This is a genomic window from Aeromonas veronii, assembly GCA_041319085.1.
GTDB lineage: Bacteria > Pseudomonadota > Gammaproteobacteria > Enterobacterales > Aeromonadaceae > Aeromonas > Aeromonas veronii_F.
Window position 1 is genome coordinate 1,412,536 of sequence record CP101033.1, and the last position, 16,094, is coordinate 1,428,629.

13 protein-coding genes are annotated in these 16,094 nt (G+C 60.8%); 9 read left to right on the top strand and 4 right to left on the bottom strand.

Annotated features, from left to right (window positions below):
- Window positions 1-810 precede the first annotated feature (810 nt).
- Window positions 811-2,712 (top strand): biosynthetic arginine decarboxylase, encoded by a 1,902-nt coding sequence (gene speA, locus NMD14_06885; protein ID XEI34119.1) that lies wholly within the window; start codon window positions 811-813, stop codon window positions 2,710-2,712.
- Window positions 2,713-2,953: 241 nt separating this feature from the next.
- Complete coding sequence (locus tag NMD14_06890) at window positions 2,954-3,142, top strand: hypothetical protein (protein ID XEI34120.1); 189 nt, start codon at window positions 2,954-2,956, stop codon at window positions 3,140-3,142.
- 183 nt (window positions 3,143-3,325) lie between these two features.
- On the opposite strand, the gene NMD14_06895 is transcribed toward NMD14_06890, so the two are convergent.
- Window positions 3,326-5,332 (bottom strand): methyl-accepting chemotaxis protein, encoded by a 2,007-nt coding sequence (locus NMD14_06895; protein XEI34121.1) that lies wholly within the window; start codon window positions 5,330-5,332, stop codon window positions 3,326-3,328.
- A gap of 494 nt (window positions 5,333-5,826) precedes the next feature.
- Between NMD14_06895 and NMD14_06900 the strand changes: the two genes are divergently transcribed.
- The 3 genes from NMD14_06900 (at window position 5,827) to NMD14_06910 (ending at window position 8,235) form a co-directional block, all read left to right on the top strand.
- Window positions 5,827-6,204, top strand: a complete 378-nt coding sequence (locus tag NMD14_06900) for a Rid family detoxifying hydrolase (GenBank protein ID XEI34122.1) — start codon at window positions 5,827-5,829, stop codon at window positions 6,202-6,204.
- 22 nt (window positions 6,205-6,226) lie between these two features.
- Window positions 6,227-7,516 carry an L-serine ammonia-lyase, iron-sulfur-dependent, subunit alpha gene (locus NMD14_06905; GenBank protein XEI34123.1) on the top strand — a complete coding sequence of 430 codons (1,290 nt, stop codon included), beginning with the start codon at window positions 6,227-6,229 and terminating at the stop codon, window positions 7,514-7,516.
- A gap of 65 nt (window positions 7,517-7,581) precedes the next feature.
- Entirely contained in the window at window positions 7,582-8,235 is a 654-nt protein-coding gene (locus NMD14_06910) for a PAS domain-containing protein (GenBank protein XEI34124.1), read from the top strand.
- Window positions 8,236-8,589: 354 nt separating this feature from the next.
- Here the strand turns inward: NMD14_06910 and asnS are convergent, their stop codons facing one another.
- Window positions 8,590-9,990 carry an asparagine--tRNA ligase gene (asnS, locus tag NMD14_06915; GenBank protein XEI34125.1) on the bottom strand — a complete coding sequence of 467 codons (1,401 nt, stop codon included), beginning with the start codon at window positions 9,988-9,990 and terminating at the stop codon, window positions 8,590-8,592.
- Between the two features lie 200 nt (window positions 9,991-10,190).
- Between asnS and NMD14_06920 the strand changes: the two genes are divergently transcribed.
- Window positions 10,191-10,535 (top strand): hypothetical protein, encoded by a 345-nt coding sequence (locus NMD14_06920; GenBank protein ID XEI34126.1) that lies wholly within the window; start codon window positions 10,191-10,193, stop codon window positions 10,533-10,535.
- Between the two features lie 9 nt (window positions 10,536-10,544).
- Here the strand turns inward: NMD14_06920 and NMD14_06925 are convergent, their stop codons facing one another.
- Both NMD14_06925 and bioA read right to left on the bottom strand, forming a co-directional pair.
- Window positions 10,545-11,357: a HAMP domain-containing protein gene (locus NMD14_06925; GenBank protein ID XEI34127.1), complete on the bottom strand. Its 813-nt coding sequence runs from the start codon at window positions 11,355-11,357 to the stop codon at window positions 10,545-10,547.
- A 176-nt stretch (window positions 11,358-11,533) separates the two neighbouring features.
- Window positions 11,534-12,808, bottom strand: a complete 1,275-nt coding sequence (gene bioA / locus NMD14_06930) for an adenosylmethionine--8-amino-7-oxononanoate transaminase (GenBank protein XEI34128.1) — start codon at window positions 12,806-12,808, stop codon at window positions 11,534-11,536.
- Window positions 12,809-13,001: 193 nt separating this feature from the next.
- Between bioA and bioB the strand changes: the two genes are divergently transcribed.
- The 3 genes from bioB to bioC are packed head-to-tail and all read left to right on the top strand — an operon-like array spanning window position 13,002 to window position 16,091.
- On the top strand, window positions 13,002-14,090 hold the full coding sequence (gene bioB / locus NMD14_06935; protein ID XEI34129.1) for a biotin synthase BioB: 1,089 nt from the start codon (window positions 13,002-13,004) through the stop codon (window positions 14,088-14,090).
- Entirely contained in the window at window positions 14,087-15,283 is a 1,197-nt protein-coding gene (bioF, locus tag NMD14_06940; GenBank protein XEI34130.1) for an 8-amino-7-oxononanoate synthase, read from the top strand. The genes bioB and bioF overlap by 4 nt, the downstream gene beginning before the upstream one ends.
- Window positions 15,276-16,091 carry a malonyl-ACP O-methyltransferase BioC gene (bioC, locus tag NMD14_06945; GenBank protein XEI34131.1) on the top strand — a complete coding sequence of 272 codons (816 nt, stop codon included), beginning with the start codon at window positions 15,276-15,278 and terminating at the stop codon, window positions 16,089-16,091. Before bioF ends, bioC begins: the two co-directional genes overlap by 8 nt.
- Window positions 16,092-16,094 lie beyond the last annotated feature (3 nt).

Sequence of the window (16,094 nt, forward strand, 5' to 3'; positions counted from 1 at the left end):
ACAGCTACCGCACCGCAAGGCGTCAGCCCCATCACACCGTTTTCACATACTTTTCAAGGGAAAACCGGGCTGTCGCATAACCTGCGCCATCCCAGAGCCCGCCTGCCCGCCAGCAAGATTTGAGAGGCTTATTAAAAGGGGATTTTGAACACTATTTTTTATTGTCACCGCCTGCGGTAAGTGTGTACACTCCGCGCCGATCCGAAGGTAACCCTGAAGCAGGCCGAGCCGCCAGAAACCGGACCGATCATACGCCTATAGGGCGAGGCACGCAGAAACGACAGACACTGCTGGGGAATGGTTTCTTTAATACCGGTTAGGCTCCGGTATCAGGGAGAACAACAGACTCTCATCCTTCATTTGACCGAGTGGGCCAGCGGCTCATCATCTTCCCTTGTCATGGGCGGTCACTGACGGTGAAGTGGGCTGTGTTGTCGTCGTCTATCAACACGCATGCGTGCTGGCGCCTTCGCTTCTCTTCCTTGGAACCCTCTCCTTCTGTCGGGATCGCTGCCGAATGATGAACTGACGGCGTGGCTGATGTCGTCTGTCATCAAAGTACCGCGGCGCCCCGTTTAAGGTGGCACCGCATACCGTTGAGCTTGATGTAAAGCCACCAGCCCCACATCAAGACTCGTTACTTCCCCAAGATCCACCAGGCAGCCTCAGGCTTGCCGCGATGTGCAAAGCGTTGGTTAGTGTGGCTGCGTCTCGTGATGGCAGCGCCCGCCGCACTTTGCGCTAGATGGTCTGGATGTGATTGAGGGTAACGAAGGCGACTTTGGGTCGCTCATTTGCGAGGCATAGCCCATGACTAACTGGTCCAGCAAGGACTCCTTGAAGGTCTACAACGTTCCCTACTGGGGTGCGGGTTTTTTCAATATCAATGACGCCGGTCATGTGACCGTCGCCCCCGACAAATCACGCCCTGACGCGCATATCGTCATCTCTGATGCCATCGAACAGCTGCGTCAGTCCGGGCTGACCACCCCCGTGTTGCTGCGCTTCCCCGACATTCTCAAGAGTCGGGTCGATGCACTGTTCAACGCCTTTGGTCAGGCCATCGAGAAGTCAGGCTATGAAGGGGACTACCTCTGCGTTTACCCGATCAAGGTAAACCAGCAGCGTCGTGTCATCGAGACCATCAGCCAGTCCTACAGCGACAAGCCCCGGCTTGGCCTGGAAGCTGGTTCCAAACCGGAACTGCTGGCCGTGTTGTCCCATCACCATGAGCAAGGCTCGGTGATCGTCTGCAACGGTTATAAAGACCGCGAATATATCCGCCACGCTCTGCTCGGCAACCTGATGGGCCACAAGGTCTACATCGTGGTGGAGAAGCCCTCCGAGCTGGAAATGGTGCTGGACGAGTCAGCGCGTCTCAACATCAAGCCCAACATCGGGGTGCGTGCCAAGCTTGCGTCCACCGGCTCCGGCATGTGGGAATCGAGCGGCGGCTCCATGTCCAAATTTGGTCTCTCCGCCTCCCAGATCCTGGCGCTGATCGAGCGTCTGCGCGGGCTGGGCAAGCTGGATTGCCTGCAACTGCTGCACTTCCATCTGGGCTCCCAGATCGCCAACATCCGCGACATTCAGGGTGGCATCCGCGAGTGCGGTCGTTTCTACGCCGAACTGCGTCGCCTCGGTGCCAACATCGACGTCGTTGACGTCGGCGGCGGTCTGGGGGTGGACTACGAGGGAACCCGTTCCCAGAGCCACTGCTCCGCCAACTACAGCCTCTCCGAGTACGCCAACAACGTGGTGTGGGGCATCGGCGATGTCTGCCGCGAGTTCGACCTGCCGCATCCGACCATCATCAGCGAGTCTGGCCGAGCCCTGACCGCTCACCACGCCGTGCTGGTCACCAATATCATTGGTGCCGAAGGGGTGGAGATGAATGACATCAGCGCGCCGGATGAAGATGCACCGACCATTCTGCAGAACATGTGGAAAGGGTGGCTGGATCTGCGCAGCGAAGATCCCTCCCTGTTGGAGATCTTCCACGACTCGGTAGCCGATCTGGGTGACGTCAACACCCAGTACACCATGGGCCTGCTCGACCTTGAACAGCGCGCCTGGGCAGAGATGCTGCACCAGAACACCTGTCTGGCGCTCAAAGAGCTGCTCAATCCGGTCAACCGCAACCACCGCGCGCTGGCTGACGAACTGAGTGAAAAGCTGGCGGACAAGTGCTTTGCCAACTTCTCCCTGTTCCAGTCCCTGCCGGATGCCTGGGGTATCGGGCAGGTGTTCCCGGTGATGCCGCTGGCCGGCCTCGATCGTCCGCTCAGCCGTCGCGGCATCCTGATGGATATCACCTGTGACTCCGATGGTCAGGTCGAGCACTACGTCGACGGTCTGGGGGTCGAAAGCACCCTGCCGATGCCGGTGTATGGCGAGAACGAAGAGTGCCACGTTGGCTTCTTCCTGGTCGGTGCCTATCAGGAGATCCTGGGGGATCTGCACAACCTGTTCGGTGATACCCACTGCGCGGAAGTGTGGCTGGACGAGGAAGGCAAGATGGACATTCGCAACGTGGTGCGCGGTGATACCGTTGACCAACTGCTGCGTTACGTCAACATCGACCCGTCCGTGATCCGCGAGAACTACCAGCGCATCGCTTCCCACCCGGCGCTGGACGACGCGACTCGCAAAGCCCTGCTCGACGAGCTGGAGCTGGGTCTGCAAGGCTACGCCTATCTGGAAGACGAATAAGTCTTCGGCTTGACCCTCGCTTTTGAGGGAAAATGAAAAACGGCGCCTGCGGGCGCCGTTTTTGTTGCCGTCTCTTTTCTCTGTCACTGCAGGAGCAAGGGTTGGCTTGTTCCCAAGAGAGGTGATGGGTCGCTATATGGTGAAGCTCCCGCCATTCCCTTGATCTGCATCAAGCCAGCTCCGCGCCGGTTACTCTACGGTCAGGAGTGATGTTGATGGGATGTAACAAAAGGATGTGCATATGGAACTGAAAAGGGACCCGAGATGCTATACCGACGTCTGTATCGACGGTAAGTGGTATCACTACGACCACTGCAGCACCCACGTCTACATGCTGATGGGAGGCGCCGCCCCGAGCCTTCAGCTGGCCTATGAGCCGAGCAGCGAAGAGGAGCTGATCGAGATGCTCCAGCAACTGGGGCGCTTCTGAGTCACTGGGTATCAATGAGGTGACGCTGGTGTTATCTGTGGCTCGCAGGCGGCTTGGTGTGCCTCACATCGCAGACAGTGCGCATCGGGATGTTCTGGATGAGTTGCTCATCAGGGATGCGTGGACAGGCGCGATACCGGGATAATGCCGGGCTCATATTGAGCCCGGCTTGTCAGTGCGCTGTCACAGCACGAAGCTCTGTACCATGGCGCGCAGCTGGTCGGTGAGCTGGTGGATCTGGCGGGCAGCATCGCGGGCGGCGTTGGCCACTTGCAGCGCCTCGTCGCTGCCATCAGAGATGCGCACCACATTGCGTTCGATCTCGTTGACCACGGCGCCCTGCTGTTCGATGGCGCTGGCGATGATGGCGTTGGTATCGACCATCCGATCCACCTTCTCGGTGATGGCGCCGAAGGCTTGTTTTGCCTCCTGCGCCAGACCGACCCCCTCCTGCGCTTCATGGCTGGCCGCCGACATGGCGCTGACCGAGGCGCGGGCGCCGGATTGCAGCTGTTCAATCATCTGCTGGATCTCGATGGTGGCCCCCTGGGTGCGGTTGGCCAGGGAGCGCACCTCGTCGGCCACCACCGCAAAGCCGCGTCCCTGTTCACCCGCCCGGGCCGCCTCGATGGCGGCGTTGAGGGCCAGCAGGTTGGTCTGCTCGGCGATGCCGCGGATCACGCTGATGACGCCGCCAATCTGGCTGCACTGCAGCTCCAGCTGACCGATGCTCTCGGCGGTGCGCAGCACCTCGCGGTTGATATGGTCGATGGCCTTGATGGTGCGCTCCACCACATCCTCGCCCTGACCAACCACGTTCTGCGCCTCTTGCGTCATGCGGGCGGCTTGCAGAGCGTTGCCCGCCATGTCCTGGGAAGTGGCGGCCAGCTCCTTGATGGCGGTGGCGACCTGATGGGTCTCCCCTTGCTGATCGGCAATCACCTCCTGCGAGCGGCAGGTGCGCGCTTCGATGTTGGTGGCGCTCTCCACCACGGTGACGCCATTTTCCCGCACCCGCAACATCAGGGTGCGCAGTGTCTCCAGGGTCACGTTGTAATCCCGGCTGATAGCGGCCAGCTCGTCCTGACCGACGATCTCGATATGCTGGCTGAGATCCTGGGCGTTGACCCGGGCAGCAATATCACGCACCCGCCCCACAGTTTCGCGCAGGGAGAGATAGGCGCCGATCATCAGGTAGAGGTAGAGCAGCAAGCTGGCGGTCAGCGGCGCGGTGACCCACCAGAAGTGGCGTTCGTTGGCGGCCAGACGTTGATGCAGATCTGCCTCCAGCCGCTGGCGCACATGGTCTGCCAGCGCCGTGATGGCGGCATCCAGCCCATCCCCCAGCACCAGCACCTCCTTGCTGGCGAGCTGCACCTGCTGGTCCTTCATCATCTTGTTTTCCAAAGTGTCGACCCCCTGATGGGCCTGCTGCAACAGGGCGTCAGTCTGCTGGCCTAGCTCGGCGCGGTAGGCGGGTTCAATCTGGTAGAGCAGGGTCAGGTCGGCCTCCAGCTCCTGCAGAGTGGCGCTGATCAGGTCGAGACGAAAACGCAGGCCGCTGTAACCTTCCGCCTGAAATAGGCCAAAGTCGGCGATGGTGGCGGCGCGATCCCGCACCTGGGCCAGCAGGTCGCGCAGCTGCGGCAACCGCTCGCTGGCGAGGATCACCATGTAGTAGGTACCGAGCGCCGGATCCTGGATCAGGCTGCTGCTGGCGGTGATGTGCTTGTAGAGGTGGCGTACCTCAGTCAGCAGCTTGTCGTGGCGCAGGTTGCTCTGCTCCACCTCCAGCTTGCTCGCGTCACTCTGCAGGGCGGCCCAGCCCTGCTTGAGGGCATCAAAGGAGGGGTTGTTCTGGCGAGTGTCGGCAAAGGCTTGCAGGCTCTGATCAACTGCTTGTGCGGCAGCCTTGACCTGATCGTCACCGACCGGGTCCACCTCATAGGCGTGACGGGTCACCAGATTGCGATGGGTCAGCAGCGCCTGCTCGATAGCGGGCACGGGGGCAAGATTGACCACCCCCGCCAGCTCCCGGTTGGCCTGCGCGTTGTCATCCTGCAGTTGCCCCAGCAGATTGGTCATGCTGTAGGCCAGTGGCAGCAGCATGAGGCAGGACCAGAGCAGGAATTTGTATTTGAAGGAGAGCTGATTCCCCAACCGGATCGCCGGGTTGAAAATCCATTTCATGTAAGGCCTCGATACCTGATATGCGGGTGTATGCGGGTGTATGCGGTGATGCCTGCATATTACTCTGCGCAGGCCCCCTTGGGGGAGGTAGCATTGCAAGTTGTGATCTCTCTGGCCTTTTGCCTTGGCGCATCCGCAGGCGCAATAGAAAACGGGCCATCCGAAGGAGACTCGTGGTCGATAAGAGGATACCCGGTTACAACCGGCCACTAGACCGCCGACGCTCTGCAAGAAAGAGGCGCAGGAACACGTACTTTTTTGGCAGGGAAGTGGAAAATTGGCACAAATGAAGTTGAATTAAATTCTCATAAAAATACTCATATGAGTGCTTTTGTTAAAATCAAGATGGCGGTTACGGTTTTAATTGAGGCTGAAAGGTGGCTTTTAACACCATTTTTTATCTTTTTGTTGAATGGATAAAATAAAAGACAAATAATCTTGAGCTAAATAAGGCTCGTGATTGCAAAAAAAATTGCACAAACAGGTGTGGCTATATGAAACGCATCATCACAGCGGCACCTGATGCCATCGGTCCCTACAGTCACGGCACGGCTTATGGCGACCTCATCTTCACCTCTGGCCAGCTGCCGGTGTGCAAACAGCAGGGTGGCGTGGTGGAAGGGAGCATTGAAGCCCAGAGCCGTCAGGCGATGGAGAACCTCAAGCATGTATTGGGAGCCGCCGACGGCTCGCTGGATACCGTGCTCAAGACCACCTGCTATCTCGCCGAGAACAGTGATTTTGCCGCGTTCAACGAGGTTTATAAACGGTATTTTCTGAAAGATTTCCCGGCCCGCAGCTGTTTTGCTGTGAAGGAACTGCCGATGGGTGTCAGGGTGGAAGTGGAAGCGATCGCTCATATCGCTCGTTAATGCTGATAAAAAGGTTCAAGTGATGAAGCAAGCGTGGCAGCAGTATCTGCAGATTATTCAACAGGTTGTCAAACCGGCGCTGGGCTGTACCGAGCCCATCGCCGCCGCTTATGCTGCCGCCGTCGCCGCCCGGCAACTGGGCTGCAAGCCCGGTCGCCTCGAGGTCGCGGTGTCGGACAATCTCTATAAAAACTCGATGGGTGTCTATGTGCCGGGCACCGGCAAGATCGGTCTGGCCATTTCGGCCGCAGCCGGTGCCATCGGCGGTAACGCCGATGCCGGGCTGGAGGTGCTGGCCGCGATCCAGCCAGCACAGGTGGATCGTGCCCAGCAGTTGATCGATGCCGGCAAGGTGCAGGTGAGCCGCACCGCCGCCCCCGAGTTTATCTTCTGCCGCGTGACCGTTTATGGCACTGATGACAAGGGTGAAGAGCACAGCGCCGAAGTGACCCTGTGCGGTGGCCATACCCGCATCGTCGAACAGCGCCGTGATGGCGAAGTGACCTTCACCGCCGATCAGAGCCAGGGCGGTGCCACCGGTTCCATCTGCGATGGCGTCGATATCAGCATCGCCGCCATCTACGAGTTCGCCACCCAGGTGGAGTTCGAGCAGATCAAGTTCATCCTCAAAGCCTCGGAGCTTAACGGCAAGCTCTCTGCCGAGGGGATGAACAACCCCTATGGTCTCGAGATCGGGCGCACCATGCAGCAGAACATCAATGCCGGTCTAATCGGCGAGGATGTGATGAACCGCATCGTGATGATGACGGCGGCTGCCTCCGATGCCCGCATGGGGGGCGCGACCCTGCCAGCCATGAGCAACTTCGGCAGCGGCAACCAGGGCATTGCTGCCACCATTCCGGTGATGGTGATTGCCGAGCGCTTTGCGGCCAGCGAAGAGCAGCTGGCTCGCGCCCTCATCATGAGCCATCTGGGCGCCATCTATATCAAGTCCCACTATCCGCCGCTGTCGGCCTTCTGTGGTAATACCGTGACCAGCGCGGCCGCCTCCATGGCCATGGTCTATCTGGCGGGCGGCAGCTTCGAGCAATCCTGCTTCGCCATCCAGAACGTGCTGAGCGACAGTGCCGGCATGGTGTGCGACGGGGCGAAAGCCTCCTGCGCCATGAAGGTGAGTACCTCCTCCGGCGCGGCGGTGCGCGGTTTCCTGATGGCCCTCAACAGTCACTCGGTGTCGGGGCAGGGGATCGTGGCGGGCAATGTGGAGCAGACCATTCGCAACGTCGGCCAGATGGTGAAGGAGGGCATGTCTGCCACAGACAGCACCATTATTGATATCATGTCTGCCTGATGTCCCTGTCGGTTGCTGTACTGCCATCCCTCCGCGTGCAGCAACCCTTGCAAGAAGGTCCCATTGTGAAGCTGCAAGAGTTGAGTCCGAGCGATTTTGAGATCCTCAAGTCGATGGAGAACATAGTGGACGGCATCGCCGCCATGTATGGTCAGCACACCGAAGTGCTGCTGCACAGTCTGGATGCGCGCAATCCGTCGATCGTCAAGATTGCCAACGGCCATATCACCGGTCGCAGTGTCGGCGCCCCCATCACCAACCTGGCGATGATGAAGCTCAAGAGCGGGCAGGATATCTCCAGCCCCTACATGACCAAGTGCGCCACCGGCAAGACGCTGCGCTCCATCACGACAGTGATCCGCAACGGGGAGCACAGGGCCATCGGGTTGCTCTGCATCAACAGCGACATGGATGCCCCGCTGCAATCCGTGCTGCGGACCATGATGCCGGAGTGCATGCATCCCCACGAGAGCCATGCCACCCCGGAGGTGTTCGCCCGCAACATCGATGAGGCGCTCAACAGCACTATCGACACCGTCAGTGCCGAGGTGCGCGGCAACGAGGCTGTGCCCCCGTCCCAGAAGACCCGGGTCATGGTCAACCAGTTGCACGAGCTCGGCATCTTCGAGCTCAAAGACAGCGCCCAGATCGCCGCCCGCCAGCTCGGCATCTCGGTCCACTCCATCTACCGCTATCTGCGGGAGATCAAAAAGGGCTGAGCCCGTCCTGCGCAGAGAGCCTTGCCGATCACGGCCAGGCTCTCCGGCTGGGACGAGCGGCAGGCGCTTGGCGCAGCGCCATTAAAAAGCCGACCCAGAGGTCCAATGCTGATCAGATAAGCACTTTTTTGACTGATTATTCATAAATTAGATTTGAGTTGGGGGGGCAAGGCTGTGTCCAGTCGAGCTTCCTCCAGCCTTTATCCAGCGAGGCTTGCAATAGAAAGAGGGAGGCATCATGCCTCCCTCGCTTTTTCGTCCTGATACTACGTGGACTGGAACTCAAATTCTCTTAAGTGAACAGCATTGGACCCAGAGGTCGGCTTTTGCAATGCAGTGGCAAGATGCCGCTGATCAGAACTCGGCGGTACGCGGAGTACGCGGGAACGGGATCACGTCGCGGACGTTGCCCATGCCGGTCACGTAGACCACCAGACGCTCGAAGCCCAGACCGAAGCCGGAGTGCGGCACGGTACCGAAGCGACGCAGGTCACGGTACCACCAGTAATCTTCCTTGTTCAGGCCCATCTCGGCCAGACGGGCATCCAGCACGTCCAGACGCTCTTCACGCTGGGAGCCACCGATGATCTCGCCAATACCTGGTGCCAGTACGTCCATCGCGGCAACGGTCTTGCCGTCGTCGTTGAGGCGCATGTAGAAGGCCTTGATATCTTTCGGGTAGTTCTTCACTACGACCGGTGACTTGAAGTGCTCCTCGGCCAGATAGCGTTCGTGCTCGGAGGAGAGATCGATACCCCAGGAGACCGGGAACTCGAACTTCTTGCCACAGTTTTGCAGCACTTCGATGGCATCGGTGTAGTCGATCTGGGCGAAGTCGGAAGAGACGAAACGCTCCAGACGGTCGATGGCATCCTTGTCCACGTGCTGGGCGAAGAACTCCAGATCGTCGCGACGTTCGGTCAGCACGGCGTTGAAGACATACTTCAGCATGGCTTCGGCCAGCGCGGCGTTGGCGGCCAGATCGTTGAAGGCCACTTCCGGCTCAACCATCCAGAACTCGGCCAGGTGACGGCTGGTGTTGGAGTTTTCAGCGCGGAAGGTTGGGCCGAAGGTGTAGACCTTAGAGAGGGCGCAGGCATAGGTTTCGGCGTTCAGCTGGCCGGATACGGTCAGAAAAGCCTCTTTGCCGAAGAAGTCTTTGTCGTAGTCCACCTTGCCGGCGTCGGTGCGCGGCAGGTTTTCCATGTCCAGGGTGGAGACGCGGAACATCTCGCCGGCACCTTCGGTGTCAGAGGCGGTGATGAGCGGGGTCGCAACCCAGAGGAAACCCTCTTCGTGGAAGAAGCGGTGGATGGCTTGCGCCAGGCAGTGGCGAACGCGGGTCACGGCGCCAACGATGTTGGTGCGCGGACGCAGGTGGGCCTGTTCACGCAGGTATTCGATGCTGTGGCGCTTGGCGGCCATCGGGTAGGTGTCCGGATCTTCGACCCAACCGACTACCTTCACCTCGGTCGCCTGCAGTTCGAAAGCCTGGCCGCTGCCCTGAGAGGCGGCAACCACGCCGGTCACTTCCACGGAGCAGGCAGTGGTCAGACGCAGCACTTCATTCTCGTAATTGGCCAGGGTATTGGGGACAACCGCCTGTACCGGATGGAAACAGGAGCCATCGGATACGGCCAAAAATGAGATCCCCGCCTTGGAATCACGGCGAGTCCGGATCCACCCTTTGACAGTTTGGGTGGTGCCGACCGGATACTTACCGGCCAGCACATCTACTACGGATGCGTGCGTCATCGAAATATTGTCTCCAGCTTGTTCTTGCAGCGCTATTTGCAACACTAGGGAGTCTGGCCCGGGCACAGATGGCCCACCATGGCAGACTAAGCCGTCAATCTTACCCGCGCGGGTTTGATAAACAAGCAAAAATGTCGGACTCTGGTGGGGTTTTCGGCATGGTTCACTCAACAAGAGTGTCACGGGCGCAGGAGAGGTGGGTGAAAGATCGGCGGCATGGGCCAGATTGGCTGACACGGGTGTTGCAGGGGCTGGTGATGCTCTGCTGGGGCGGCTTTATCGTGCTGCTCTCCCTTTACCACTATGCCCGGCCCGAAATTGCCTACGGTTTTCTGGTCTATGGCGGGATCGAGGTGCGCGATTATTGGGACCCGGCTCTAACCCCCTGGCTGGTCTACGGGCTCTGGAGCTGCTGCGCCCTGACGCTGGCGGTGTTGCTGCTGGAGCGCAAGCGCAGCCGCCGTCGGGATGATGCCCTGCATGTCAATCTGGTGATCCTGTTGCTGGTGCTGATCGCCGGATTGCTCTTCTATTACGTCGGTTGATTGCTCCGCTCAACGGGGCTGACCCGGCTCCTGCCTGCTGGCCTTGGAACGCTTGCCGAGCTGGCGCTCCACGCTGTCGAGCATCTGGTTGTAGGCAACCGCCACCCGGCCAATCTCGTCGCCGTCATCCCCCTCCAGCCGGTGGCTGAAGTCGTGCAAGTCGGTCGCCTCTTCTATGGAGCGGGTCAACTGGTTGAGGGGGCGCACGATCCAGGTGCGGATCACCCAGAGGGTCAGCAGCAGCCCCAGCCCGAAGATGCCGGTGAGAATGAGCGCCGAGGTGAGGATGTTCTGCTCGACCCGGGTAAACAGCGAATCGAGGGCGTAGTCAAAGCGCACCGCGCCGAGCACGGTATTTTCCGGCACCAGATGGCAGCTGGTGCAGTCGGTGCCGCGAAAATCCTTCTTGGCCAGCAGCGGTCGGGTCACCACCAGACGGCTGTGCATGCCATCGTGCACCACCTCCAGGCTCCCTTTGCCCGCCAGCGCCAGCTGGTCATAGTCATCCTTGCCCTGCTCTGCGGGGCGCCCCGGCCCGAACTGTTTGCTCACCGCCTCGCCACGGACGATACGGGCATCCTCCACATGGGCGTGATCGAGAAACTTGCCGCGCAGGGTGTCGCGGGCATCCATCTTGCCGGTCAGCATCAGCATGTTGAGGCCGTCAAAATAGGCTTCGGTCTGCTCACGGCTCTGCTCCTTGATGAGCGTCAGGATAAGATCGCGCTCGCGCACCGCCTGATAGGCGGCGGAGAAGACCAGTACCATGGAGAAGATGAAGAGCAGGAAAAAGTTGATTTTGGCAGCAATGGAGAGGCGCATGAGCAGTCTTTCTTGATGGTAAAACCGCAGCAGTTTACCCCTCTTGGCGCTTCAGGTCTGGTGTGTTGCTCACATTACGGCAAGTGAAACCGCAGTGACGGGGATATAGTTGCCCTCTTTATATATCAAATGCGGGTAGTCAAAAGGGCGGCCGCGATGGCCGCCCGCCGCTTGCCTTAAAACTCGCCCTCGGCAATCGCCTGACTGATGGCGCCGGTCAATACCCTAAGCTCTTCCGGGGTGATGACGAAGGGGGGCATCAGGTAGACCAGCTTGCCAAAGGGGCGGATCCAGGCGCCCAGTTCGACAAACTTGCGCTGGATGCGCGCCACATCCACCCGCTCTTTCATCTCCACCACTCCGATGGCGCCGAGCACCCGCACATCGGCGACCGCCGGGTGCAGGGTCAGCTGCACCAGCTCGGTACGCAGTTGATGTTCGATGGCTCGCACCCGCTCCTGCCACGGCGAGGCCAGCAGCAGATCGATGGAGGCGTTGGCCACCGCGCAGGCGAGCGGATTGCCCATAAAGGTGGGGCCGTGCATAAAGACGCCCGCCTTGCCGTCACAGATGGTGCGGGCGACATGCTCGGTGGTCAGGGTCGCCGAGAGGGTGAGATAGCCGCCGGTGAGCGCCTTGCCCAGACACATGATGTCGGGGCTGATCCCCGCCCAGTCACAGGCAAACAGCTGGCCGGTGCGGCCAAAGCCGGTGGCAATCTCGTCGGCAATCAGCAGCACGCCGAATTCGTCGCACAGGGCGCGCACCCACTGCAGGTAGCGGGGATGATAGAAGCGCATGCCGCCAGCCCCTTGCACTATGGGCTCGAGCGCGATGGCGGCAATCTCCTCGTGATGATCGGCCATGAGCGTCGCCAGCTCCACCACGCACTGTTCATCCCACTCGGCGTGGAAGCGACAGCTGGGGGCCGGGGCGAAGTAGTGCTCCGGCAGGAAGCCCTGGTAGAGCTCATGCATACCGCCATCGGGATCGCAGACGCTCATGGCGCCAAAGGTGTCGCCGTGATAGCCGCTGCGCAGGGTGAGGAACTTGGCTCTGGGCGTCCCTTTGGCGTGCCAGTACTGCAGTGCCATCTTGAGCGCCACTTCCACTGCCACCGAGCCGGAATCGGCCAGAAACACCCGATCCAGACCCGCCGGGGTGATCTCCACCAGTTTGCGGCAGAGCTCGACCGCCGGAGCGTGGGTCAGGCCGCCAAACATCACGTGGGACATCTTGCCGAGCTGGGCGGTGGCCGCTGCGTCCAGTTCCGGCACCTGATAGCCGTGTACGCAAGCCCACCAGGAGCTCATGCCATCCACCAGTTCACGGCCGTCGCTGAGGGTGAGGGTCACGCCCTTGGCACTGGCCACTTCATAGCAGGGCAGGGGGTGAGTGAGGGAGGTATAGGGGTGCCAGATGTGGTGCAGGTCGAATTCTTGATTGGTCATTTGTTGTTCTGTTGTCAATTAGTTTGATCTGGTCGGTGTTGACAGTCTACGCGTGCTCTCTACACTAGCCAACAATTTCAGCCACTTGGCACTGCGCATCACCCTGAGCGCGCGGGCCCGGCGGCGGGTTTTGTAGCTGACCATCCCAAGATGGCGGGCGCAGGATCTCACTAATAACAACCGGAAGCCATGTATGAATGCTCTCACCGCGGGCGGTCACGCCCTTCGTCATGACTGGACCCTCGCCGAGGTTCAGGCCCTGTTTGCCCTGCCATTCAACGATCTGCTGTTTCAGGCCCAGAGTGTCCACCGCGCCCACTTTGACCCGAATGAAGTGCAGGTGAGCACCCTGCTCTCCATCAAGACCGGCGCCTGCCCGGAAGATTGCAAATACTGCCCCCAGAGCGCCCGTTACCACACCGGTCTTGAGGCCGAGCGGCTGATGGAGGTGGAGAAGGTGCTGGAGCGGGCCCGCGAAGCCAAGTCCAATGGCTCGTCCCGTTTCTGCATGGGGGCCGCCTGGCGCAACCCCAAAGAGAAGGACATGCCCTACATCATCCGGATGATTGAGGAGGTGCGCGGGCTCGGTATGGAGACCTGCATGACGCTGGGCATGCTGACCGCCGATCAGGCGGCGCGCCTTGGCGCTGCTGGGCTCGATTACTACAACCACAACCTCGACACCTCGCCGGAGTTCTATGGCGAGATCATCTCCACCCGCACCTATCAGGACAGGCTCGATACGCTGGAGCATGTGCGTGACGCGGGCATGAAGGTCTGCTCCGGTGGCATCGTCGGCATGGGCGAGCAGGCGAAAGATCGGGCGGGCCTGTTGATGGCGCTGGCCAATTTGCCCCGTCATCCCGAAAGCGTGCCCATCAACATGCTGGTCAAGGTGAAGGGAACGCCGCTGGAGGATCAGGAGAACCTCGATCCGTTCGAATTTATCCGCACCATCGCCGTGGCACGGATCATGATGCCTGCCTCCCATGTGCGCCTCTCAGCCGGGCGGGAGAAGATGAACGAGCAGATGCAGGCGATGTGCTTTATGGCCGGGGCCAACTCCATCTTCTACGGCTGCAAACTGCTGACCACCCCCAACCCGGACGAGAACAGCGATATGCAGCTGTTCAAGCGGCTCGGCATTCGCCCCGCCCAGCGCGCCCAGAAGCCGGATCAGGTTCAAGAAGAGGAGTTGCTGGCCGAAGTGAGCCGCCAGAGCGAACCGGCCGAGCTGTTTTATGATGCCACCCGCCCCCGAGCAGAGACTGCGCGGTCATGACTGGCCCTGCTGTAACGGGCCCCTTTGCATTGGGCGCAGCGCTGGCCGGGCGCGAACAGGCTGGCCTGCTGCGCAACCGCATCGCGACCGACGGGGTGAGTGGCGGGCGGCTCGGGGTAGCGGGGCGCGACTACCTCAATTTCTCCGCCAACGACTATCTGGGGCTGGCTGATCATCCCGCCATCAAGGCCGCCTTCAAAGCGGGGGTTGAGCGTTATGGCGCGGGCTCCGGCGCCTCGCCGCTGGTGACCGGTTACAGTCGTGCCCACCAAGAGCTTGAGGAGACGCTTGCTGACTGGTTGGGGTTGGAGGCTGTGCTGCTGTTCAACTGCGGCTTTTCCGCCAATCAGGCGGTGCTCAAAGCCCTGCTTGGCAAGGAGCACCTGCTGTGGCAGGACAAACTCAACCACGCCTCCTTGCAGGAGATGGGCAGCCAGCTCCCCTGCAAGATGAAGCGCTTTACCCACAACGATATGGCGGCCCTTGAACGGCAGCTTGAGCCAAATCGCGGGCTGATTGTCTCGGAAGGGGTGTTCAGCATGGACGGGGATCAGGGCCCTTGGCGCGAGCTCGCAACCCTTGCCGCCCAAAGCGGCAACTGGTTGATGATCGACGATGCCCACGGCCTCGGCGTGCTGGGTCCCGAGGGGCGCGGCACCCTGGCGGCGCAGGGGGTTGTTCCTGCCAGCGTACACATCCAGATGGGCACCTTTGGCAAGGCGCTCGGCGTCGCTGGCGCATTTGTCGGTGGCAGCCACGAGCTGGTGGCGTATCTGGTCAACTTTGCCCGCCACTATGTCTACAGCACCCATATGCCCGCCGCGCAGGCTTGCGCGGTCAGCAAGAGTATCGAATTGGTACGCGCCGCCGATGAGGCCCGCGCCCAGCTTGGTAAACTGATCACCCGTTTTCGGCAAGGGGCGCAGGCGCTGGGCTGGCAACTCGGTGCGAGCGACACCCCCATCCAGCCGCTGCTGGTGGGGGAGAGCTGTGTCGCCCTGCAACTGGCCGAGCGACTGCGGGATCGCGGCGTCTGGGCTGGCGCCATCCGCCCGCCCACGGTGCCGGTCGGTACCGCGCGGCTGCGCATTACCTTGAGCGCGGCTCACCGCGAACAGGATGTGGATCGTCTGCTCGATGCCTTGGGAGTCTGCCCTACAGCGACAACGATTGGGGAGACTCATCATGGCTGAGCGTTTTCAAACGGTCGACAAGGCGCAGCTTGCTCGCCGTTTCGGCGCCGCCGCTCGTCATTACGATGCCCACGCCCGCTTTCAGCAGGAGGTGGGTCAGGCGCTGCTGGGATGGATGCCGAGCAGGCCGGTTGCCACTGATCTGACGGTGAGCGGGCTGGATCTGGGCTGCGGCACCGGCTTTTTCTTGCCCCAACTGGCGAATCGTTGTCACCAGCTGGTTGGGCTGGATCTCGCGCCCGGCATGCTGGCGCAGGCCGCCCTGCGCGGCAGCTGTGCTCGCCTGCTCTGCGGCGATGCGGAGCAGCTTCCTTTTGCCGATAACACGTTCGACTGGGTTTTCTCCAGTCTGGCGCTGCAGTGGTGCGAGCGTCCGGCTCACGCCTTTGGCGAGTTGCTTCGGGTGGTCAAACCGGGCGGCCAGATCTTTTTCTCGACCCTGCTCGATGAGTCGCTCTGGCAGTTGCGGGCCGCCTGGCAGCAGCTTGATGGTCGCGCCCATGTCAATCGCTTCCTCAGCCTGCCACAATTGGAGCAGGCGTTGGCTAGCGCCGGGGTAGCTGCTCCCGAGCTGCGTTGTATCACCTGGGATCTCGCCTATCTTGAATTGCCGCAGCTGTTGCGCGATCTCAAGGGGATTGGGGCCAATCAGGTCAACGATAATCAGGGGAGTGCCGCCCCGGCCGGTCTGAGCGGTCGCGCCAGATTGCAGCAGCTGGCTCAGGCGTATGAGGTGTTTCGCCAGCCCGATGGCAGGCTGGTCGCCAGTTATCGGGTGTGCCTCGGCCGCCTCAGCAAGCCTCGCTGAGCG